The sequence below is a fragment of the Candidatus Latescibacterota bacterium genome (genome assembly GCA_020633725.1).
In the GTDB taxonomy this organism is placed as follows: Bacteria; Krumholzibacteriota; Krumholzibacteriia; order JACNKJ01; family JACNKJ01; genus VGXI01.
Window position 1 is genome coordinate 1 of sequence record JACKDC010000003.1, and the last position, 22,472, is coordinate 22,472.

At 69.4% G+C, this 22,472-nt stretch carries 18 protein-coding genes and 2 tRNA genes; 9 read left to right on the top strand and 11 right to left on the bottom strand.

Going from position 1 to position 22,472, the window contains the following annotated elements; genetic code table 11:
• From H6693_07445 to H6693_07475, 7 genes are all read left to right on the top strand, one after another.
• A partial coding sequence (locus H6693_07445) for a hypothetical protein (GenBank protein MCB9516014.1) occupies positions 1–337 on the top strand: 337 nt, incomplete at its 5' end.
• 19 nt (positions 338–356) lie between these two features.
• The gene (locus H6693_07450; protein ID MCB9516015.1) at positions 357–650 is read left to right on the top strand and encodes a divalent-cation tolerance protein CutA; all 294 of its coding nucleotides are present in this window, start codon (positions 357–359) and stop codon (positions 648–650) included.
• Between the two features lie 135 nt (positions 651–785).
• The gene (locus H6693_07455) at positions 786–3,593 is read left to right on the top strand and encodes a 2-oxoglutarate dehydrogenase E1 component (protein MCB9516016.1); all 2,808 of its coding nucleotides are present in this window, start codon (positions 786–788) and stop codon (positions 3,591–3,593) included.
• Positions 3,594–3,608: 15 nt separating this feature from the next.
• A complete protein-coding gene (gene odhB, locus H6693_07460) occupies positions 3,609–4,844 on the top strand; it encodes a 2-oxoglutarate dehydrogenase complex dihydrolipoyllysine-residue succinyltransferase (protein ID MCB9516017.1) in 1,236 nt (411 codons plus the stop codon).
• A gap of 5 nt (positions 4,845–4,849) precedes the next feature.
• Positions 4,850–6,247 carry a dihydrolipoyl dehydrogenase gene (gene lpdA / locus H6693_07465; GenBank protein MCB9516018.1) on the top strand — a complete coding sequence of 466 codons (1,398 nt, stop codon included), beginning with the start codon at positions 4,850–4,852 and terminating at the stop codon, positions 6,245–6,247.
• Positions 6,244–7,623, top strand: coding sequence for an MATE family efflux transporter (locus tag H6693_07470; GenBank protein MCB9516019.1), 1,380 nt, complete (start codon positions 6,244–6,246; stop codon positions 7,621–7,623). The genes lpdA and H6693_07470 overlap by 4 nt, the downstream gene beginning before the upstream one ends.
• 14 nt (positions 7,624–7,637) lie before the next feature.
• Complete coding sequence (locus H6693_07475; protein ID MCB9516020.1) at positions 7,638–8,090, top strand: SRPBCC domain-containing protein; 453 nt, start codon at positions 7,638–7,640, stop codon at positions 8,088–8,090.
• Here the strand turns inward: H6693_07475 and H6693_07480 are convergent.
• From H6693_07480 to H6693_07490, 3 genes are read right to left on the bottom strand one after another with little or no spacing between them, the layout of a single operon-like run.
• A complete protein-coding gene (locus tag H6693_07480) occupies positions 8,087–8,461 on the bottom strand; it encodes a peptide chain release factor-like protein (GenBank protein MCB9516021.1) in 375 nt (124 codons plus the stop codon). The two genes, H6693_07475 and H6693_07480, sit on opposite strands and share 4 nt — an antisense overlap.
• Positions 8,454–8,747 carry a hypothetical protein gene (locus H6693_07485; protein ID MCB9516022.1) on the bottom strand — a complete coding sequence of 98 codons (294 nt, stop codon included), beginning with the start codon at positions 8,745–8,747 and terminating at the stop codon, positions 8,454–8,456. Before H6693_07485 ends, H6693_07480 begins: the two co-directional genes overlap by 8 nt.
• Before the next feature lie 55 nt (positions 8,748–8,802).
• On the bottom strand, positions 8,803–9,504 hold the full coding sequence (locus H6693_07490) for a peroxiredoxin (protein ID MCB9516023.1): 702 nt from the start codon (positions 9,502–9,504) through the stop codon (positions 8,803–8,805).
• Between the two features lie 619 nt (positions 9,505–10,123).
• Here H6693_07490 and H6693_07495 point away from each other — a divergent pair.
• Entirely contained in the window at positions 10,124–12,322 is a 2,199-nt protein-coding gene (locus H6693_07495; protein MCB9516024.1) for a T9SS type A sorting domain-containing protein, read from the top strand.
• Positions 12,323–12,345: 23 nt separating this feature from the next.
• Here the strand turns inward: H6693_07495 and H6693_07500 are convergent, their stop codons facing one another.
• The 8 genes from H6693_07500 to H6693_07535 form a co-directional block, all read right to left on the bottom strand.
• On the bottom strand, positions 12,346–13,830 hold the full coding sequence (locus H6693_07500) for a NapC/NirT family cytochrome c (GenBank protein MCB9516025.1): 1,485 nt from the start codon (positions 13,828–13,830) through the stop codon (positions 12,346–12,348).
• A 9-nt stretch (positions 13,831–13,839) separates the two neighbouring features.
• On the bottom strand, positions 13,840–15,195 hold the full coding sequence (locus tag H6693_07505; GenBank protein MCB9516026.1) for a hypothetical protein: 1,356 nt from the start codon (positions 15,193–15,195) through the stop codon (positions 13,840–13,842).
• 21 nt (positions 15,196–15,216) lie between these two features.
• A complete protein-coding gene (locus H6693_07510) occupies positions 15,217–15,663 on the bottom strand; it encodes an Rrf2 family transcriptional regulator (GenBank protein MCB9516027.1) in 447 nt (148 codons plus the stop codon).
• A gap of 140 nt (positions 15,664–15,803) precedes the next feature.
• Positions 15,804–18,881 (bottom strand): hypothetical protein, encoded by a 3,078-nt coding sequence (locus H6693_07515; protein MCB9516028.1) that lies wholly within the window; start codon positions 18,879–18,881, stop codon positions 15,804–15,806.
• Positions 18,882–19,355: 474 nt separating this feature from the next.
• Positions 19,356–20,033, bottom strand: coding sequence for a hypothetical protein (locus H6693_07520; GenBank protein ID MCB9516029.1), 678 nt, complete (start codon positions 20,031–20,033; stop codon positions 19,356–19,358).
• A 156-nt stretch (positions 20,034–20,189) separates the two neighbouring features.
• Positions 20,190–20,262 (bottom strand) — tRNA-Val (locus tag H6693_07525).
• 2 nt (positions 20,263–20,264) lie between these two features.
• Positions 20,265–20,340 (bottom strand) — tRNA-Ala (locus H6693_07530).
• Between the two features lie 133 nt (positions 20,341–20,473).
• On the bottom strand, positions 20,474–20,911 hold the full coding sequence (locus tag H6693_07535; protein MCB9516030.1) for an Hsp20/alpha crystallin family protein: 438 nt from the start codon (positions 20,909–20,911) through the stop codon (positions 20,474–20,476).
• A 331-nt stretch (positions 20,912–21,242) separates the two neighbouring features.
• Between H6693_07535 and H6693_07540 the strand changes: the two genes are divergently transcribed.
• Positions 21,243–22,448, top strand: a complete 1,206-nt coding sequence (locus tag H6693_07540) for a pyridoxal phosphate-dependent aminotransferase (GenBank protein MCB9516031.1) — start codon at positions 21,243–21,245, stop codon at positions 22,446–22,448.
• Positions 22,449–22,472 lie beyond the last annotated feature (24 nt).

The window sequence follows — 22,472 nt, forward strand, 5'->3', positions numbered from 1 at the left end:
GCAATCCGCCTGCGACGCGCTGCTGGCGCGCGAGAGCATCGTGCTGACCCGCGAACGCAAGCGGCGGCTGCGTGAGATGGAGTTCCGTCCCACGCTGCGCGCCCTGCGGCCGGCCACGCCCGGCGAGTTCCCCGAGGCGGAGCGCTTGCTCGAGGGGGGCGACTCGGCCAGCGTCGTGGTGGAGCTTCAGGTCCAGGGCGCGGCGCTCAAGGCCGCCGAGCTGGTGGAGCTGCTGGGCGGCGATCCCGAGAGCACCCGCGCCCTGCGCCTGGGCTTTGCGCTGGCGGAGCTGGCGGAGCCCTTGGAGGAGGAGCCCCGTGAGCGACTCCGCGCCTGAACCCCGCCTCCAGCTCCTGATGAGCACCGTCCCCGACGCCGCCACCGGCGAGCGCATCGCCGCCGCGCTGGTGGACGAAGGCCTCGCCGCCTGCGTCCAGCTCCTGCCCGGGCTGGTGAGCCACTACCGCTGGCGAGGCGAGCACGAGCGCGGCGAGGAACTGCTGCTGCTGGCGAAGACCGTCCGCGGCGCGGACTGCCTCGCGCGGCTCGCGGCGCTGCACCCCTACGACGTCCCCGAAGGCCTGCTGATCGACGCCGCCGCCACCCTGCCGGCCTACCTGCGCTGGGCCCTCGACGCATCGGCGAATTGAAGCCCTGCGACTCCGCTTAGAATCGCGCAACTTTCGTGGAAAAAGACGCTTAACCCCTGGCTTCCACCCTCACGATACCTTTAAATGGAGGCCCCCGCTGCGGAGGCGGGGCGAGGAGAGACGTCGACTCCGACCATGGCACGCGACATCGCCAGCAACAGCGCCAGCCTGCCCTTCGTCGAGGCTCTCTACGCCGCCTATCGCGCCGACCCCGGCAGCGTTTCCCCGGACTGGCGCGCCTACTTCGCCGCCCTGGACGAGGAACTCGGCGCCGCGCCCGGCCCCAACGGCGCCCCGCACTTCCCCAAGCGCAGCATCTTCGACCCCGGTGGCCCGGCGGCGCCCGGTGGCGAGGCCGACGCGGCCATCGCCCTGCAGGACCGCGTGGACGAGATCGTGCGCGCCTATCGCGTGCGCGGCCACCTGATCGCGCGCTTCGATCCGCTCGGCCTGCCGCGCGCGCCGCACCCCGAGCTGGAGCCCAGCTACTACGGCCTCGGCCCCGAGCACATGGACCTGCGCTTCAGCGCGAATACGCTCGTGGGCCGCGAGGGCGGCCGGCTGACCCTGCGCGAGATCCTCGAGCGCCTGCGCGAGACCTACACGCGCTCCATCGGCGTGCAGTACATGCACATCGACGACGTGGCGCCCAAGACCTGGCTGCGCGCCCGCATGGAGGAGAGCCGCAACCGGATCGCGCTGAGCCAGATGGAGCAGCTGCGCATCCTGATCAAGCTCACCGACGCGGTGCTCTTCGAGGAGTTCATCCAGAAGAAGTACCTGGGCGCCAAGCGCTTCAGTCTCGAAGGCGCCGAGAGCCTGATCCCCCTGCTCGACCTCGCGATCACCAAGGCCGGCGACGAGGGCGTCGACCTGGTCGTCATCGGCATGGCGCACCGCGGGCGGCTCAACGTGCTGGCGAACATCATCGGCAAGGGACTGCGGCTGATCTTCCGCGAGTTCGAGGACCGCGACCCCGAAGAGCACCTCGGCCGCGACGACGTGAAGTACCACATGGGCCACTCCGGCCGCTGGGTGACCAGCAAGGGCCGCAAGGTGCGCGTCTCGCTCTGCTTCAACCCGAGCCACCTGGAGTACGTGGACGCCGTCGCCCTCGGCCGCATGCGCTCGCGCCAGGACCGCTTCGGCGACAGCGACCGCACGAAGGGCATGACGATTCTCATCCACGGCGACGCGGCCTTCGCGGGCCAGGGCATCGTGCAGGAGACGCTGAACCTGAGCGAGCTGCCCGGCTACCGCACGGGCGGCACGCTGCACGTCGTGGTGAACAACCAGATCGGCTTCTCGACGAGCCCCGAGGAGGGCCGCTCGAACACCTACGCCACCACCGTGGCCAAGATGCTCCAGGTGCCGATCTTCCACGTCAACGGCGAAGACCCCGAGGCCGTGGCCCAGGCCGTGCGCCTGGCGCTGGACTTCCGGCGGGAGTACCAGCGCGACGCGGTCATCGACATGTACTGCTACCGCAAGTACGGCCACAACGAGGGCGACGAGCCGAGCTTCACGCAGCCGCTCATGTACAAGGCGATCCGCGCCATGGAGAACGTACGCGAGAGCTACCTGAAGCGCCTGCTCAAGCTGGGCGGCACGACGCGCGGGATGGCCGACAACATCGCCAAGGCGCGCCGGCAGCTGCTCGAGCGCGAGTACGAGGCGGCGCGCAGCCCGGACTTCAAGCAGCCCTCGCGCGAGCGCACGGGCTGGTGGGCCGACTACCAGGGCGGCCCGGACGCCGACGCCGCCGAGGTGCGCACCGGCGTGCCGGTGGAGCGGCTGAAGTCGCTGCTCCTCGCGCAGACGCGCATGCCCGAGGGCTTCCACGTGCACCCGAAGGTCCAGCGCCTGCTCGACGCGCGCGCCGAGATGGCCGGCGGCGAGAAGCCGCTCGACTGGGCCACGGCCGAGTCGCTGGCCTTCGCGAGCGTGGCCGTGGACGGCCATCCCCTTCGCCTCAGCGGCCAGGACAGCATTCGCGGCACCTTCAGCCAGCGGCACGCGGGCATCGTGGATCAGGAGACCGGCGCGCTTCACCTGCCGCTGCAGCACCTCGACCCGAAGCAGGCGCCGGTGGAGCTGCTCAACAGCCCGCTGTCGGAGAACGGCGTGCTGGGCTTCGAGTACGGCTACGCGCTGGACCGTCCCGAGGCGCTGGTCATCTGGGAGGCGCAGTTCGGCGACTTCGCCAATGCGGCGCAGGTGATCATCGACCAGTTCATCAGCAGCGCCGAGGACAAGTGGCAGCGCCTGAACGGCCTCGTGCTGCTGCTCCCCCACGGCTTCGAGGGCCAGGGTCCCGAGCACTCCAGCGCGCGGCTCGAGCGCTATCTCACGCTGTGCGCCGAGGACAACATCCAGGTGGTCTACCCCAGCACGCCCGCGCAGTACTTCCACGTCCTGCGGCGGCAGGTGCTGCGCCCGTATCGCAAGCCGCTGATCGTGATGACGCCCAAGAGCCTCCTGCGCCTGCCGGCCTGCAGCTCCGATCTGGCCGAGCTGTCGCGCGGCGGCTTCAAACGGGTGATCGAGGACGCGCTGCCGCGCGGCAAGGACGCGCGCAAGGTGCGGCGCATCCTGCTCTGCTCGGGCAAGATCTACTTCGATCTGGTGGCCGCGCGCGAGGAGGGCGGGCACGACGACGTGGCCATCCTGCGCATCGAGCAGCTCTATCCCTTCCGCGACGAGCTGCTGCAACGCGCCCTCATGGACTACCCGGTGAACACGCCCGCCTACTGGGTGCAGGAGGAGCCGGAGAACATGGGCGCGTGGCGCTACTGGCTCGCGCGCTTCGGCACCACGCTCTGGGGCGCGCACCCCTTCGACGGCATCTATCGCGACGCCTCGGCCAGCCCGGCCACCGGCTTCGCGAGCAGTCATCGTCTGGAGCAGGAGCGGCTGATCGAGGCCGCCTTCGCCAAGAACTAGCCGGGAGGCTGTGTTGTGGAACTGACGGTGCCATCCTTCGGCGAGTCCATCACCGAGGTGCTGATCAGCGAGTGGCTCGTGGACGAGGGCGGCAAGGTCGCCCAGGACGCGAACCTGGTGGTCATCGAGACCGACAAGATCACCAGCGAGGTGCCCGCCCCCACCGACTGCGTGGTGAAGCGCATCCTCAAGGCCGCCGGCGAGACGGCCACCGTGGGCGAGGCCATCGCGGAGCTCGAGGAACTGCCCGCCGGCAGCGTGGACGCGGAACCCGCCCCCGGGGGCGGGAACGGCGGCGAGGCGCCTGCGCCCGAGCAGTCCGCCACGCGCGAGTCTTCCCCCGAGCACGAGGCTCCGCGGACGGAGTCCGCGGAGGCCGCGACGATTGTCATGCCCGCGGCGGCGCGACTCGCGGCCGAGTCGGGTGTGGATGCCAGTGGCGTCAAGGGCACCGGCCCAGGGAACCGCGTCCTCAAGGAAGACGTCCAGCGCGCGCTCGAAGCCCCCGCTCCCGCCGCGGAAGTCCCGGCACCGGCCGCGCCCGCCGGCGCGCGGGCCGAGGAGCGCGTCCGCATGACGCCCCTGCGCAAGAAGGTCGCGCAGCATCTGCTCGAGGCACAGCACAACGCGGCCCTGCTCACCACCTTCAACGAGGTGGACATGAGCGGCGTCATGGCCCTGCGCAAGCAGGTGCAGGAGCAGTTCCAGGCCGCGCACGGCGTGAAGCTCGGGATCATGTCCTTCTTCGTGAAGGCGGCCGTGGAGGCGCTCAAGGCCTTCCCCGCGGTGAACGCGCGCATCGACGGCGACGAGATCGTCTACCGCGACTACTTCGACATCGGCGTGGCCGTGGGCGGCGGCAAGGGCCTGGTGGTGCCGATCCTGCGCGACGCCGAGCGCCTGAGCTTCGCGGGCGTCGAGAAGGCCATCGGCGACTTCGCCGCTCGCGCCAAGGACAACAAGCTCACGCTCGAGGAGCTCTCGGGCGGCACCTTCAGCATCTCGAACGGCGGCATCTACGGCAACCTGCTCTCGACGCCCATCGTGAACGCGCCGCAGAGCGCGATCCTCGGCCTGCACGCCATTCAAGACCGTGCCGTGGTGGTGGACGGCCAGATCGTCGTGCGCCCGATGATGTACATCGCCATGAGCTACGACCACCGCCTGATCGACGGCCGCGAGGCCGTCACCTTCCTGCGCCGCATCAAGAGCGGCGTGGAGGACCCCACCCGCATTCTCCTGGAGATCTAGGGACGATGACGACGACGGCGCAGACGCACGAGCTCCTCATCATCGGCGCCGGCCCCGGCGGCTACGTGGCCGCCCTGCGCGCCGCGCAGCTGGGCCTCGACGTGGCCTGCATCGAGAAGGAGGACCGCCTCGGCGGCACCTGCCTGCGCGTGGGCTGCGTGCCCAGCAAGGCCCTGCTCGAGTCGAGCCTGCACTTCGCGCGCGCCAAGGAGGGCCTGGACGCCCACGGCGTCAAGCTGGGCAAGGTGACGCTCGACCTCGCCGCCATGATGGCGCGCAAGGACGAGGTCGTCACCGGCCTGACCGACGGCATCGCGGCGCTGTTCAAACGCGCGGGGGTCACTCGGTACGCTGGCACGGCGCGCTTCGCCGGGCCGGGCACCGTGGCCGTGACCTCGAGCGCCGGCGAGGAGACGATCGCCGCCAAGAGGATCATCATCGCCACGGGCAGCCGCGTGGGCACCCTGCCGAACGTGGAGCTCGACGGCGACCGCGTCGGTGGCAGCACCGAGGCGCTGGCGTGGAGCGACGTGCCGGGGCATCTCGTGGTGATCGGCGCCGGCGCCATCGGCCTCGAGCTGGGCTCGGTCTGGGCGCGGCTCGGCAGCAAGGTCACCGTGCTCGAGTACCTGGATCGCATCCTGCCCGGCATGGATGCCGAGATCGCCCGCGAGGCGCAGCGCCTGCTGAAGCGGCAGGACCTGAGCTTCACGCTCGGCGCGCGCGTCACCGGCGTGGCGGTGAAGAACCGTCGTCCCGAAGTGGAGGTCGAGGGCAAGGAGACGATCCGCTGCGACCGCGTGCTGGTGTCCACCGGCCGTCTGCCCAACACCGAGGGCCTGGGCCTGGACGCCATCGGTCTCGCCACCGACGCGCGCGGCCGCATCCCCGTGGGCAAGAACTTCGCGACGGCGGTGGAGGGCGTCTACGCCATCGGCGACGTGATCGCCGGCCCCATGCTCGCCCACAAGGCCGAGGAAGAGGGCGTCGCCTGCGTGGAGGCCATCGCGGGCCGCTACGGGCACGTGGACTACGACACCATCCCCGGCGTGGTCTACACGCACCCCGAGGTGGCGGGCGTGGGCAAGACCGAGGAGACGCTGAAGGAGGAGGGCACGCCCTACCGGAAGGGCGTCTTCCACTTCAGGGCCAACAGCCGCGCGCGGGCGATGGCCGAGATCGACGGCCGCGTGAAGATCCTCGCGCACGAGAAGACCGACCGCGTGCTGGGCGTGCACATCGTGGGGCCGATGGCGGGCGAGCTGGTGGCCGAGGCGGCCACGTCCATGGCGTTCGGCGCGAGCGCGGAGGACATCGCCCGGGCCTGCCACGCGCATCCGACCCTGGCCGAGGCGGTCAAGGAGGCCGCGCTGGCCGTGGACGGTCGCGCCATCCACGCGTGAGCACACTGGCCGCACCGCGGCCCACCCCCCCGAGAGCAGACTTCACCGAGGGCAGCGTCGTGCGCGCCGTGGTGCGCATGGGCCTGCCGTCGATGATCGGCTTCGGCGTCTCGTCCATCTACGACATCGTGGACATGCTCTGGGTCAGCCGCCTCGAGGGCGCGCCCGTCGCCGCGCTGACCTTCTTCTTCCCCTTCCTGTGGGTGATCACGAGCGTCAACCAGATCGCCGGCGCGGGTTCGGTGGCGGTGATCAGCCGCCGCTATGGCGAGCGGGACATCGCCGGCACCGAGGCGGCGATCAAGGACGCGATCCTGCTCAAGCTCGCCCTCGCCTTCGTGGTGGGCGGCATCGGCTACGCCATGCTGACGCGCGGGCTGCGTCTGGTGGGCACGACCCCGGAGGCTTTCGACCAGGCGGTGGCCTACGGGCGCGTCTACCTGATCGGGCTGGGCGCGGGCTTCTCGAGCTGGACGATCTTCACCGCCCTGCGCGGCGTGGCCGACCCGGTGAAGGCCATGCTGCTCATGATCGCCGGCAACGTGCTCAACCTGTTGCTCGACCCGCTGTTCATCTTCGGCGTGGGGCCCTTCCCCGAGATGGGCATCGCCGGCGCCGCGCTCGCCAGCGTGATCGCCTACGGCAGCACCTTCGCCGCCGGGCTGTGGATCTTCTTCGCCGGCCGCAGCAACGTGCGCCTCCACCTGCACGGCGAGCTGCCGATCTCCGCGGCGCGCATGGGCCGCATGCTCAAGATCGGCGCGCCCGCGGGCGTGGGGTCGCTGTCCTTCGCGCTCGGCCGCACGGTGGTGCTGCCCTGGATCGCCGCCTTCGGCACGCAGGTCGTGGCCGCCTTCGGCATGGCGCAGCGGGTGATGGGCTTCGGCATCATGCTGATCGTCGGCATGGGCCTCGGCCTCTCCGCGCTGATTGGCCAGACTCTGGGCGCCGGCAAGCTGCAGCGCACCTGGGAGACGGCCGTGCGCTCGGTGCAGTTCAGCGGTGGCGCGATGGCGGTCTACGGCGCCCTGCTCATGCTGGGCGCGCCGGCCATCGCCGCGGCCTTCTTCGGCGGCGGCCCCGAGGCGTCGATCGCCGTGACGACCCTGCGCATCATCGCCGTTGCACTGCCTTTCCAGGGCGTCGGCATCATGTTCGAGATGACCTGCTCCGGCGCCGGCGAGACCCGCGTACCGCTGGCCTTCAACCTGTTCTACACCTGGATCCTGCAGGTGCCGGCCGTCTACCTGGCCACGCGGGTCTGGGGCTGGCCCTACCCGCTGGTGTGGTGGACCTTCGTGGTGTCCGCGTCGTTGCCGCCCTTCCTGTTCGCCGTGTACTTCCGCACGCGGCGCTGGATGGGGCGGACGGTGTAGCTCAAAGGAGACGCATGGACGAGACGACTGGGCGCGAGGGTGTCTTCCACAGCAGCCGCGAGATTCCCCACGCCCCCGAGCGGGTCTGGGCGGCCTTCGCGCGTCGCGAGTTGCTCGAGCGCTGGTGGGGCCCCGCGGGCTTCACCAACACCTTCGAGACCTTCGAGTTCACGCCCGGCGGGCGCTGGATCTTCACGATGCACGGACCGGAGGCGGGCCACTACCACAACGAGAGCACCTTCGTCGAGCTGGAGCGGCCCGCGCGCATCGTCATCCGGCACGATTGCGCGCCGTTCTACGTGCTGACGGTGACGCTGGCGCCCGAGCATGGCGGCACGCGGATCGACTGGCATCAGGTCTTCGACGACCCCGCTGTGGGCGAGCGGATCCGTCACATCGTGGGGCCGGCGAACGAGCAGAACCTCGATCGGCTCGAGGCCGTGCTGTCAGATCAGCCCGTCGACTAGTCCTCGCCCTCCGGCCGGCCGCGCATCCGCTTCTTGTCGCCCTGCAGGCGCTTCTGCTCGAGACGCTTCCGCCGCACCGCTGCCGGCACTGCCGTCGGCCGGCGCTTCTTGGGACGGTGATTCAGCTGCGCCAGGCGCGCGGCGAGCCGCTCCATCGCCAGCGTGCGGTTGCGGAGCTGGGAGCGGTGCTCGGTGGCGACCACGGTGACGCCGCTGGGCGGATGGTGGACGCGCACCGCGCTGTCCGTGGTGTTGCGATGCTGCCCGCCCGGGCCCGACGCACGGTATACGGTGATCTCCACCTCGTTCGCCAGCACCTCGAGATCGGTGCTGTAGGGCGGCGGACGGTGGCGGGGATCGTCGTCAGGCATCGCCCGCCCCGCGGGCCAGCTCCCCCAGCAGCGCGATCGACTCCACCTGCTCCATCGGCAGCTCGAGCCGGCGCGCGCGCGGGAAGACGCCGAAGGCCACGGCCTTGCGGAGGTACTCGTCGCGGCTGCCGGGGTCTTCGCCGTCGCGGTGCCAGCCGACGTCGAGGAGCAGGATGTGGCCGCCGCGGATGTCGTCGCAGCGGCCGACGTGCACGACGCCCTGCCCGGTCACGACCACGGTCATGCCGTGCAGGGCGTCGCGGTCGTGGTGAAAGGTGCGTTCCATGGGGCCTCCCGAAAGTGTCCGCTCAGGATAGGCAGCCAGCCACGGAGCGCAAGCCCTAGGGCTTCCAGACCTTCCACACCTTGCCCACCAGCTCCGGCCCCACCTCGAGCGTGGGCTTGCCGGGCATCCAGCCCGCGGGCGTGGCCTGCGCGCCGCCGGTCTCCCGCACGAGCTGGAAGGCCTGCACCTGCCGTTCGAGTTCGGCGAAGTTGCGGCCCACGGGCGGGGTCATCACCTCCATGGCCTGGATCACGCCGTCGGGGTCGATGAGGAAGCGCCCGCGGATGTCCACGCCGCCATCCTCGTCGTAGACGCCGTAGATCTGGCCGATGCGGCCGCCCGCGTCCGTGAGCATGGGAAAGGGCACGCCGCCGTCCACCATCTTGGACAGCTCCTCGGCCTGCCAGATCTTGTGGGTGAAGCGGCTGTCCGTGCTCATGGAGAGCACCTTCACGCCCAGCGCCTCGAGCTTGCGATGGTTGGCCGCGACCGCGGCCAGCTCGGTGGGTCAGACGAAGGTGAAGTCGCCCGGGTAGAAGCAGAGGACGACCCACTGCCCCCGGTAGTCGCTGAGCGTGATGTTCTGGAATGCGCCGTTGGCGTACGCCGTGGCCTCGAAGTCCGGGGCGACCTGCCCCACGCGCGCCGTCACCATTGGAGTGCCCCCGTTCGTCGGCGCGTCGTCGTGGGGGGGCGGCGCCGTCGCCAGTTTCGGTCCCCCCGCCTTCGACACGCAGCCCTCGTGCTTGTCTGCCATGTCCACCTCCCGTCGGCCCCGCCGGTGGGCAGCGCCGCCACCCATAGGCTACCCCCGAGTCCGAAATCGGCAAGGACAAAAAAGTGGGGCCCCGCCGAGTGGCGGGGCCCCGAATGGGTCGGCATCGGTGACGTTGGGTTCCCCGCCAGGCGGGAAATGATCCCAAGTCAGCGGTGACGAGGGTTGCCCGTAGCTACGGGGACGTCACCTCCGCCAAACCGCATATACCTGAACTCACTGGATCACCTCCTTTGCAGGGCGCTCCGGAAGGCGGTGAGACCCACCTCACCCGGTTCTCTTGACGGCCCGAGTCGCGAGAACCGCCGCAGTCGTCTGCGGATGATTACCTGGGACTAAGCATGGGGTATTCCAGGCGCTTTGGCAACCTAAACCTTGTGCCGCCGAAAATGTGGCTGGGCGATTTCGGGGTCGGATCGCCGCCTCGGGACCCAGCATGGAGGGTGACGACGGCGTTTCCACCCCAGCGGTGGGGGCTGGACCCGCCAGCCACATTCTCAGCGGCACAAGGATTGTGCTATGATTTACCCCAGCCGGACATCTTAGGGAACGCAGCGCCCTCTTCCCCCATGTCGCTCGCCCTCGCTCAGAAAGGAACCCCATGTCCTTCCACGGCTCTCCTCGCGGCCTTCACCGGCCCCTCGCGGCGCTCCTGGCACTGCTCCTCCTCCCCGCCCTGGCCCTCGCCCAGGACTGCCTGAACTACGCGGACTTCCAGTACTGGCTCACCGGCGTGGACACGCCCGGCTCGGCCATGGACGTGGTCCTGGACGGCACGATCGCCTACGTGGCCGACGGCGCCGGCGGCCTCCAGGTGATCGACCGCAGCGATCCGCTCCAGCTCGCCGTGGTCGCCACGCTCCCGCTGCCCGGCACGGCCAGCGATCTGGCCCTGGCAGGCGACCTCCTCGCCGTCACCACGGCCGCCGGCGGCCTGCAGCTGGTGGACGTCTCCACCCCCACCAGCCCGCAGCTCCTCGGCGCCCTCGCCACGCCGGCGGACGCCCTCGGCGTCGCGATCGTGGGCTCGCGGGCCTACGTGGCCGTCAGCGAGGCCGGGCTCGAGATCGTGGACATCGCCGACCCCAGCGCGCCGACCCTCCTCGGAGCGGTGGACACACCAGACCGGGCGCAGCAGCTGGCGGTGTCGGGCGGGTACGTCTTCCTGGCCGACGCCCTGACCGGCCTGCTCGTGATCGACGTGACCGACCCGGCGCTGCCGGCCATCGTGGCGACGCTGCCGCTGGGCAGCCGCACGCACGACCTCGCGCTGGCCGGCAATATCGTGTACGTCGGGCTCTTCGATCTCGGGCTGGTGACGATCGACGTCAGCGATCCGCTTGTCCCCACCGAGCTCGGCCTGGCGCAGACCCTGGGCTTCGGCGAGATGGATGGCGTGGCCGTCGACGGCGACCTGGCCTACATGACCACCGGCACGGGGCTGCTCTTCACCATCGACGTCGCCGACCCCGCGACGCCCACCGTGCTCGCCGACCTGCGCGCCCCGGGCTTGGCGCGCAACCTGACCCTGGACGCCGGCGCCGCCCTCGCCTACCTGCCCGTGCAGAGCGGCGGGCTGCAGGTGGTGTCGATCCCGTCGCCGAACGTGGCGCCCGTGCTGGGCTCCCTCTACCTCACGGGCTGGTCGTCGGACGTCGTGGTCGCCGGCACGCACGCCTACGTGGCGAACCACCACGACGGGCTGCGCATCGTGGACCTGTCGAACCCGGCCGCGCCCGTGCTGGCCGGCGAGTTGCCGCTGCCCGGCGAGACCACCGATCTCTTCGTGGACGGCGATCTCGTCTACCTGGCCAACTCCACGAACGGCCTTCAGGTGGTCTCGGTGGCCAATCCCGCCGCGCCGCAGGCGCTGGGCGCCGCGCCGACGCCGAGCGGTCTGGCCAAGGACGTCGCCGTGGCCGGCGGCTTCGCCTACGTGGCGGCCGACGCCGCGGGCCTGCAGGTCTTCGACGTGACGAACCCCGCCGCGCCGGTCTTCGTCGGCGGCGCCGACACGCCGGGCAACGCGGTGAGCGTGCTGCTGCGCGGTGACCACGTCTTCGTCGGCGATCGCAGCGGCGGGCTGCGCGTGTTCGACGTCTCCACGCCCTCCGCGCCCGTCGAGGTGGCGAGCCTCGCCACGCCGGCCGAAGCCTGGGACATGGATCTCGAAAGCGACCGGCTCTACGTGGCCGTGGACGCGGCCGGCGTGCTGGTGGTCGACGTCGCCTCGCCCAACGCGCCGGTGCAACTCGGCCTGATCGACGCGCACGCGCAGTGCTTCGACGTCGCCGTGACCGGCTTCATCGCCTACGTCGCCACCGCGGGCGCGGAGGTGCGGGTGGTGGACGTCACCGACCCGGCCGCCGCGGTGAACGTCGGCGGCGTGGACGTGAGCGGTTCGCCCTCGGGCATCACCGTGATGGATGGCGCCGTCGTCCTGGCCTCGGGCTCCGCGGGGTTGACGATGCTCTACGAGCAGTGCCGCGACCTGACGGCCGTGCCCGGCGACACCGCCCCCGCCCCCACGGCGCTGGCCAGTTACCCCAACCCCTTCAACCCCGCTACCACGCTCCGCTTTCAGCTGGCGCGCGCGCAGCGCGTGACGCTCAGCGTGCACGACGTTGCCGGCCGCCAGGTCCGCCGTCTGCTCGACGGCGAGCGCATGGCCGCGGGCGACCACGAGCGCCGCTGGGGCGGCGAGGACGATCGCGGCCGCGCCGTGAGCTCGGGCGTCTATCTGGTTCGCCTCGAGACGGAAGACGGCGTGGCCACGCGGCGCGCGGTGCTGGTGAAGTAGGCTTGCGGCTGGCGGCCCCTGGATCAGGGGCCGCCGGCCAGGAACTCGTCGCGCAGGTACTCGTGCATGCGGCGATCGGGGTCGGCTTCGTCGGTGGGCAGCAGGAACTGGAACGGCGATTCGCTGTCATAGGCCAAGATCGAGTGACAGAGCGTGCAGTCGTGACTGATCGCGCGCCCGGTCTCGTCCACCATGTCGGCATTGTGGCAGCGGAAGCATCCGCCCGAGCGTTTGTGGCCGATGTGCGAGGGGTAACTGTTCCAGTCGATGTTCATCCCCGGATGCACGTTGGCCGTCCGGATGTCCTGCAGCGTGGCCACCATGGCGTCGATCTGGGGACCGAACTCCGTGAGCGCTTCCGGATCTTCGCGTCGGTAGTCGCCCAGCACCGCGCGCGCCACGCCTGCGGCGGCATCGTCCACCGGATAGGAACCCGTGAGGGCGTCGAGCGCCACGCGCTTGGCGTAGGGAATCGCTCGGTCGATGCCTCCGGCCACCAGGGCGTGGTCCACGGCATCCTCCGGATCCCAGTAGATGTGAGTCGCCCGGTTGTGGCAGTCGACGCAGTCCATCTCCCGCGCGTCGGTTTCGGCGGTCGCCGCGCCATCGAGCGCGCGGTTCGTGTAGCGGTGATAGCTGTCGCCGCGCTTCACTTCGACCCAGGCCATTTCCAGCCGCTCTGGGTCCACGCTCTGGTAGCGGACAGCGTTGGCCGGCGCCACGTGCCAGTGGATGGTCCCCCGCTCCTCGCTCGCGCCCGAACCCACCTTCAGCGCGAGGGTGGTATAGCGCGGTGTCGAGGCAGCGTCGAATTCGTGGCGGACGAGCGTCTTCACACGCTCCCCGTAGAACTTCTCCGGCCAGTGGCACCTCTCGCAGGTCTCTCGCGCCGGCCTCAGGTTGTGCACGGGCGTGGGGATCGGCCGCTCGTAAAGGTCAAAGGTCGCCGAGACGATCTGCCAGAGTCCATTGAGTTTCGCATCCACCAATGCCTTCGCGCCCTCGCCCACGTGGCACTCGACGCAGGCCACGTGCGCGTGCGGCGAACGCTGGTAGGCCACCCACTCCGGATTCATCACGCTGTGGCAGGCGGTCCCGCAGAACCTGGCGCTGTCCATGAAGTGCAGCATGCGCGCGCCGCCCAGCCCGAGAAAGAGGATATTGGCAATGGTCAGCACCGCCAACGTGCCCACCAAGCTCGAACCGAGGCTGGTCAACCTCGTCATCTCCAGGGGGAAGCGCGAGTCCAGCAGCTCCCGCGTTGTCTTGCCCGTCTGCCTGCGCAGACGGGCCCAGCCCACAGGAATGAGCAGCAGGCCCACGATGAACAGCAGCGGCAGCGCCATGTAGCTGACGAGGCCCACGTAGGCGTTCGTCACGATGCCGGATACCCGCAGCAGCTCCATGAAGACGAACAGAACGAAGGCCGTGGTCGTCAGAACGACGCCCGCGATGCCGATCCAGTTGGTCGACAGTCCGAGGATGAGGTGTCGGAATCGTCGGAACATGTCGCGCCTCTACTGCTTCACTCGGTACATCTTCGCGTAGAGTTCCTGCATCTTCCCTGACTGGATGTCTGCCTTGATCTCTGCGGTCGGACGCTGCAGCCACGCGTGGAAGGGATCGGCGAGCATCGCATCGATCTTGGCGTTGAGCTCGGGGTCGTTCAGCTCGCGCAGCTCGGGGATGTACTTGAAGTAGAAGTGCTGGGCGACGTCGTAGATGCCGTGCCACCAGGTGTAGTCCGGCCCCATCATCGCCGCGCCGTGCCGGGCCCGCCGGCCCTCGTGGTGCCAGACCTCCCACCAGGTCCATTCGTACTTGTTGGAGAACGCGGCCTTGCCCTCGCCGAGCCCCTTCTCTTTCGCGAACTGGTAGAGCGCGAGGCCGGGCTTTGCGAACTTCTCGTTGTAGAGGTTCACGACGCCGTCGTACTGGGCGTAGTGGCCGTCTACGAAGCGCTGGCCATGGCAGGCCTGGCAGACGTTCTTCATGTTCGCGCGCTTCGTCTCCCAGTTCTCCTTGGTCTTGGAGACGGGCGGACGAAGCGTCCAGCTGATGCGCTGGCCGACGTCGTGCGTGACGGCCTGATCGCGCGTCGCCGACATGTGGCAGGTCGCGCAGGTGGGCGCCTCGTAGTAGTCCACGCCGACGATCCAGCGGTCGGCGTTCAAGTTCATGTCGTCAACGTGGGTGTAGTAGGCGTTTCCGTGCTTGCTCTCTTCGTAGATCTCCTTCTGGGGATGGTCCGGGCCCAGGTGGCACTTGGAGCAGGACTCGGGGCGGCGCGCCTGCGCTCGGCTGAAGGCGTGGCGAGTGTGGCAGGCCGAGCAAGCGCCCTTGCTGCCGTCGGGATTGATCCGGCCGATGCCGCTGTTGGGCCAACTGGTGATGTCCAGCCTGTTCGGGCTCGACGGGTCGATCTTCACCTTGCTGCCATGGCAACTCGCGCAGCCCGCGATCGCGGCCGGCGCGCCGCCGGCGGCATGGGCAAGGTAGGCATCGTTGGATTCAAGGATCTCGCCCGCGTGCGCGTGGTAGGAGTTCCCCACCTCGGCGGCCTCGCGCTCGTGGCAGCGGCTGCAGTCCTTGGGCGTGACCAATGTGGCGATCTGCGCACCTTCGTGCTCGAAGGCGTCGGCGTCGCCCCGCGCGGCCTGGTGGCAGTCCAGGCAAGTCACGTTGTGCTTTGCGTGTTCGCTGCCGTACCATTGCTTGTAGAGACCGGGCGACTTCTCCTTGTGGCAGGTCATGCACTTGCCCGCCACGCCGGCGTCAGCAGCCGGCTGCGCCAGAGACGGGCTCGCCGCCACAATGAGGGTCAGCACGCCGAGCGCGAGCAGTACGAGAACGGAAACGGCTTTCGAACGCATCGTCTTGACCTCCTGCTGGGATCAGCGTCCCGGGCCCGCATCCGGCGACGGCCGGCAGAGCGGGCTGTTGTCGTCGTGGACCACGATCAGGTCCGCAAGCAGCGTGCTGCTGAAGGCACCTTCGATCTCCGCGATCGCGGCGTCCATCTTGCGGTGAAGCGGGCAGAGCGTCTCGCCCCGGTGCTCCCGGCCCAGGGGGCAGCGTTCGATCCGCCGTATGGGATCGATGGCGTTGACCACCTCGAGGATCGTGATCTCGGTGGCGGGGCGCGCCAGCCGGCACCCTCCCCCCAGCCCGCGCTGGCACTCCAGCAGCCCGGCACGACGCAGCGTCTGTAGCACCTTGACCAGATAGCCGGACGGGACCCCAGTGGCCTCTGCGATTTCCCGGGATGTACTGGACTCGCCGCCACTGGCGGCGAGCCAGGTGGCGACGCGAAGCGCGTAGTCGACGGTCTGGGAAAACACGGCGCCCCCGCTAAGTGGATATTCTTACCTACAGGTCCAATTACACCCAAGGACGAAGGATGTCAAGGTCCGAAATCGTCGGGAAGAGCAAAGACGGCGGCCCCTGGATCAGGGGCCGCCGTTCGCCACAATCGGAAGGTCTACTGCAGCGGGTAGTTGAGGACGTAGTTCGTCAGCGTCTGCCCCGGCGCGCAGAAGCCGCGCGCGCCGTTCATGACCGGGCTGCCCGGGTAGGCCTCGCCGGCGGACATGTTGAACTGGCTGCAGTCCTCGCGGATCTGGTCCTCGTAGGGCCAGGGCCAGAGCGACTCGCCCGTGTCCTGATCCCAGCCCGACTCGCCAACCAGGCTGCCGCTGGCGCCGATCTTCGTCACGATGCGCGCGCCGACGCGGCCGCCGCCCTCGCCCGCGGAGCCCAGCACGCTCCCGAGCTGCACCTCCACCGGCGAGACGAGACCGCTCGTCAGCGGGTTGATGTCCGTGCGCGAGTGCGAGCCCATGCTGCCGTCGATGTTCCGGCCGCCGGTGTTGCCCCAGTAGACGTTGTAGTCGCCGTCGTCCAGGTGGTCGGAGACGGCGTACTGGCCGCTGTCCAGCGTCATGCTCATGATGATGCAGTCGCGCATGGACTCGTCGTTGTACATGTCGAAGGTCACGGGGCGGCGGCCCAGGTTGTTGATGCCGAAGGTGCAGTTGCGCAGCGACCAGCTGCCCACGTCCGCCGTGGAGGCGAAGCTGTACGGATCGTAGGTGTCGGTCTCGTCGGCGGCGTTGGTCAGGTGGTTCCACGCGATGCAGTCGGTGAGGGTGCCGATCGCGGTCGTCCCCTCGAGCCACCAGCCCGCGGCGCCCTGCATGGCGATGCTGATGCAGCCCTCGTAGTGGCAGTCCGTGCTGCCGTTGGGCGTGAAGTAGGACTTGAGGCCGTCCACGTTGGGCGTGTCGATGCCCTTGTTGTCCGTGCCGTCGATGCTGATGCAGTTCTGGTAGTAGATCTTGTCGCAGGTGTAGCTGGCGAAGCAGCCCTGCGGCTCCTGGGTGAGCGAGAAGTCCCAGCGCACCAGGCAGCGGCGGAAGATGATGTTGTTCGCACCGTTGCTCACCTGGAAGGCGTAGCGGTGCGGGCCGCCGTAGGCGTAGCAGTCCTCGAGCAGGCCGTGGTGGCTGCCGTCCGTCACCAGGCCCGTGCGCCCGTTCCAGCTGATGCGGAAGAACTTGAAGTGGTGCGCGGAGTCGTGCACGTAGATCGGCGCCAGGGCGCTGTCGATGACCCGGAAGCCCATCACCTCGACGTAGGACGTGCCCCTCAGGTTGATCGTGTAGTCCTGGTTCAGCAGCGTCGCCCGGCCGGCGTTGCGCGCGCGCACCACGGTGTAGTCGCTCGCGCTGCCGGACTTCTCGACCCGCAGGTTGACGTCCTCCTCGTAGGTGCCGTCGTCCACCCACACCTGGTCGCCGGGGCCCATCTCGGCGACGGCCGCGGCGATCGTGCCGTAGCAGTCCGCGTTCGCCCAGCCGAAGGCGCTGATGTCGCCCGTGCTGCGGCCGCTGGTGCGCGTGCCGCCGATCTTGACGCAGTAGTAGTCGTCGGGGCTGGGGACGTCGTCGGGGATCTGGAAGGTGTCGTCGCTCATGTCCTCGACGCCGCTGTCCAGATCGCGCACGAGGATGCGATAGCCGGTGGTCGCGCCGCCGTCCTGGCTCGCGATCCAGCCGTAGCTGCCGTCGTTGGCCGTGCTGGCGGCGATGGTGCTCACCATCTCGCCGCCACGCCACAGCTCCAGCGCCACCTCCGCGCCGCAGTCGCTGCGGTTCCAGCTGATCGAGTACTCCGACCCCTCCACCAATTCCTCGCCGCCGTCGGGATAGGTCACCGTGAGCGTGCAGTCGCCGCCCGCGCCGGGCTCGACGATGGAGAACGCGGCGTCGCTGGTGTCCGTGGCGCCGCTCACCAGGTCGGTCACGCGGACGCGGTAGCCGTCGGTGGCCGTGCCGTCGCGGGTGGGCGTCCAGGTGTGGGTGCCGTCGTTGGCCGTGCCGGCGGCGATGCTGCGCACCACCGTGGCGTCGCGCAGCAGCTCGAGGGAGACGAGACCGCCGCAGTCGCTGCGCTCCCAGTTGAGCGTGTAGGTCTGACCCTCGGTCAGCACCTCGCCGCCGTTGGGATCGAGCATGGCGATGTCGCAGGCGGGCGTGTCGACGATCGAGAAGGCGCTGTCGCTCTCGTCCCAGCTGTCGCTCTCCAGATCGATGATGCGGATGCGGTAGTTCGAGGTGGCGCCATCCACCTGGGCGACGGTCCAGCTGTGCGTGCCGTCGTTGCCGGTCTGGTTGGTCAGCACCTGCGCCAGATCGCCGGCGCGCCACAGTTCGATCCTGACCATCGCGCCGCAGTCGCTCACGTCCCAGCGGATCGTGTGCGTGGTGCCCGCCGTCCAGCTCTCGCCGCCGTTGGGCGCGAGCACGCGCACCTGGCACTCGGCGTCGGGCACGGGGACGGAGAAGACGCCGTCGCTCTCGTCCGCCGCGCCGCTCGACAGGTCGCGGATGCGGATCCGGTAGTTCGCGCTCTGGCCGCCGAACTGCTCGGCGGTCCACATATAGCTGCCGTCGTTGGTGGTCTCGTTGCTCAGCGTGTCGACGAGGTCGCCGTCCTGCCACAGCTCGATGGCCACGCCGCCGCCGCAGTCGCTCACGTCCCAGGTGATCTCGTGCTCCGTGCCCACGGTCCAGCTCTCGCCGCCGTCGGGGCTCGTCACCGCGATGGTGCAGGCCGGGGGATCTTCCTCGTTCACCGGCGGCACCGCGATGGTGAAGGCCTCGCTGAACGCGTCGGAGCCGCTGGTGAGGTCCTCGACGCGAACCTGGTAGTCGTCGGTGGCGCTGTCCACCTGCGCGGCGGTCCAGGTGTAGTCGCCGTCATTCTTGGAGAAGTTCGCGATGGCCGCGACGGGCTCGCCCGCCTGCCACAGCTCGATCTTCACGCGGTCGCCGCAGTCGCTGACCGCCCACTCGAGCGAGTACTGCTGGCCGACGACGAGGGTGTCGCCTCCCGACGGCGTCGTCACGAAGAGGACGCAGGGCGAGCTGTCCTCGGCCCCATCCGGCGGTGCGGCCGGCAGCCCCTTCTTGTCGCAACCGGCGGTCGCGGCGAAGAGGGTGCCGAGCAGCACAAGCGCGCCCAGGGCGGCGTGCAGTTGTGCGCGACCTAGCCGCATCGGAGAGGGGAAATGCGAACTGGCATCGTTCCGCCGATTGTCGATGGTGTCCTGTGATGTATGCATCCGGCAAGATCTCCTGTCGCTTGCATTCTGGCAAGCACAGTGTGGGCCTAATCCGGAGAAAACCGCGTTGAACTCCGGGCCGATGGTCAGCCGCGGAAAACACCGGTGACAGCCAAGTGATCAGATCCGGATGAAGTGCTGGAAGAGCGGTGCGCTGCAAGGCACTGCATGCAGTAACGTTGGAGTTACCGCGGGAAGAAGCTGACCGCTGCGACGGAGCCGACGCGCGCGAAAACCGCGTGCCGACGGCGAACGCGCGCTCTGCGACATTTCGAGAGGACGAATCTTCCGCAGGGCTCGCCCACATGGGCCCCTAGGCGAAACGAGTGGCCTTCAAAGGAAAGCTTGACAGACTGCGTCAGTTGGGTCGTTCGACCGGGCCAGCGTCCGACGGTGCGAACCCCCGGCCTACTCGTAGCGCGCCTTGACCGCGCTCCAGGAACTCCGCTCCACGCCCGAGGTCGGCGACAGCGTGCACTCCACGTAGCGCTGCAGCACCTCGTCCGGGACGGGGCAGTAGGAGTTGCCGGGGTGCCCGAGTTCCACCAGGATCCGGCCGCTGCCGTGCTCCGCCGTGAAGACCGAGGGGTTCCCCGTCATGGCCCCTTCGACCACGACATGCCACTCGGGGCCGAACTCCGTGGCGGTGTCGCCAGGATAGGAGAACTGCGCGGCGGGAAGGTCCACCGCGATGCAGTGCTCGGCATCGACGATCACGGGAGGGCAGTCGTTGAGATCGTAGTAATAGTAGAGCGTCAGCAGGTAGGGCACCCAGGTGATCGTGGCCGTGTGCCCGATGTGCCCGAAGGGATTGGGCTGCGAGACCCAGAGCCCCCCACCGCCCTCGACGTAGGACAGGTAGTCGGCCGCGAGGCTGTTGGTCATGTCGTAGTTCACGCTGTTGCCGTGGCTCTCCGGCAGGATGACGAGCGCGTAGCTGGAGAGCACGTCGAGGCCCGAGTCGCGCGGGATCGCCGTCAAGGCGCGATCGGCATTCGTGAGCGCTGCCGCATCGAGTGCGCGGCCGGGGACGGAGGCCACGAGGGCCAGCGTGACGAGCAGGGCGATACGTGTACTGCGGGGCATGGCGCGTTCTCCCTTCCCAGGGTGGGGTTCCTGCCGGCGAACCACGCTTGCGCCCCGCCGCACTTCATCGATCCCCATTGTGCCAGATATCAGTACTGAATGCACCTGACGCGAAAAACCCCTCCGCAACGTGTTGCGAAGGGGCTTCTTATCGGGTGGGCGATACTGGGATCGAACCAGTGACCTCATGCGTGTGAAGCATGCGCTCTCCCATCTGAGCTAACCGCCCGATGGTGGACCGCAGGAGGATCGAACTCCTGACCTCTGCATTGCGAACGCAGCGCTCTACCAGCTGAGCTAGCGGCCCAAGGCGGGCCCAATGTAGCCGAAGGCGAAAGCAAAAACAAGCCCCCGAACGCGTTTGCGTCCGGGGGCGGGTTCGTGACGGGAGATCTCGCTCAGGGCGGGGCCACGGAGCGGGACCCTCCCGCCGCAATCGTCTAGCGGACCTGGATCTCGCGGCCGGCCACCGACTCGGCCTTGCCGATGCTCACGACCAGCAGACCGTTCTTGAACTCGGCCTCGATCCTGTCGGCGTCGGCCTCCTTGGGCAGGCGGAAGCTGCGCTGGAAGCGGCCATAGAGGCGCTCCACGCGGCGGAACCGGCGGCCGCTCTCCTCCTGCTCGGTCTTGCGCTCGCCGCTCACGGTGAGCAGGCCGTCCTCCACCTTGAGGCTGATGTCACCCTTCTCCAGGCCGGGCAACTCCACGTGGATCTCGAACTGCTTGTCGGTCTCGGCGATGTCCACGCGCGGGCTCCAGAGGGTGGCCGGGGCGCAGTCGCCGTCGACGCAGGGCCGGGCGCCCATGAACTCGCTCCAGAAGCGGTCGAAGTCGTTCATGGCGGTGTGCTGGGGCTTCCACTTGATGAGAGTCATCTCTGCTCCTCCTGATTCGGCTCGAGTCTCTAGGGCTCGGGGCTCGGGGGTTTCACATGCTCGACCTCGCTACAGCAACCGCCTTGCCAAGTCCGTGCAGAACCTATATGTGAACTCATTACAACAGCTTACGAAACGTTCACGTGAACATCGCCGCGCCCGCCCCGCGAGCGACTGCCATCATGGCGTGCCACCAGGCTGCCACATCGGCGCGATTCTGTCGCGGCGGCAGCGCCCGTGGCAGACCGCGGCGCCGGGGCGGCACGCTGACGCTTGTGGACCGACGCCTCCGGGATTACCCTGCATCCATCTCCAGCCGCAGGGGGTCGCCATGCCGACTCGGACCACGCCCGGCCTCTCGCGCCGCGGCCGCTCGCTGCCCGCCAGCCCCATCCGCCGCCTGGTGCCCTACGCCGACCGGGCCAAGGCCGCAGGCGCGTCGATCTACCATCTGAACATCGGGCAGCCGGACATCCCCACGCCCAAGGAGATGATCCAGGCCTACCGCAACTACGACGCGACCGTCCTCGCCTACGGGCCCAGCCCGGGCCTGCCCGAGTTCCGTCAGGCGGTGGCCAGCTACTGGAAGCGCTGGCAGGTGGAGATCGGCCCCGAGCAGGTGATCGCCACCACCGGCGGCAGCGAGGCGATCCTCTTCGCGCTGCTGGCCCTCTGCGATCCTGGCGACGAGGTGCTCGTCCCCGAGCCCTTCTACACCAACTACCTCGGCTTCGCGGCGGCGGCGGCCGTGAGCGTGGTGCCCGTGCCCGCGAGCGTCGACGACGGCTTCCGCCTGCCCGCGAGCGCCGAGTTCGAGCGACGCATCACGCCGCGCACGAAGGCGATCCTCTTCAGCAACCCGGGCAATCCCACGGGCGCCGTCTACACGCCGGCCGAGGTGCGCCGCCTGGGCGATCTCGCCGCCGAGCACGGGCTCTTCCTGCTGGCCGACGAGGTCTACCGCGAGTTCGTCTACGACGGCGCGACCTTCGCGAGCGTCTTCACGCTGACCGACGTGGCCGACCGCGTGATCGTCCTCGACAGCGTGAGCAAGCGCTTCAGCGCCTGCGGCGCGCGCGTGGGCTGCCTGGTCACGCGCAACGAGGACGTCCTCGCCGCCGCCACCAAGCTCGGCCAGGCGCGGCTCTGCCCGCCCACCGTGGACCAGCTCGCCGCGGCCGCGGCCTACACCGCGCCGCCGAGCTACCTCGAGGGCGTGCTCACGGAGTACCAGCAGCGGCGCGACCTGCTGTTCGACGCCCTCAGCGGCATCGACGGCGTCACCACCTTCAAGCCCGCCGGCGCTTTCTACACCGTGGCCAAGCTGCCCGTGGCCGACGCCGAGAAGTTCGCCATCTGGCTGCTCACGGACTTCCGCCACGAAGGCAGGAGCGTCATGGTGGCCCCGGCCAGCGGCTTCTACGCCACCGAGGGCGCCGGGCTCAACGAGGTGCGCATCGCCTACGTCCTGAAGCGCGAGGATCTCGACGGCGCGATGCAGGTGCTCGCCGCCGCGCTCGAGGCCTACTCGGGCTAGGCGCGCCGGCGCGCGGTCTGTGCT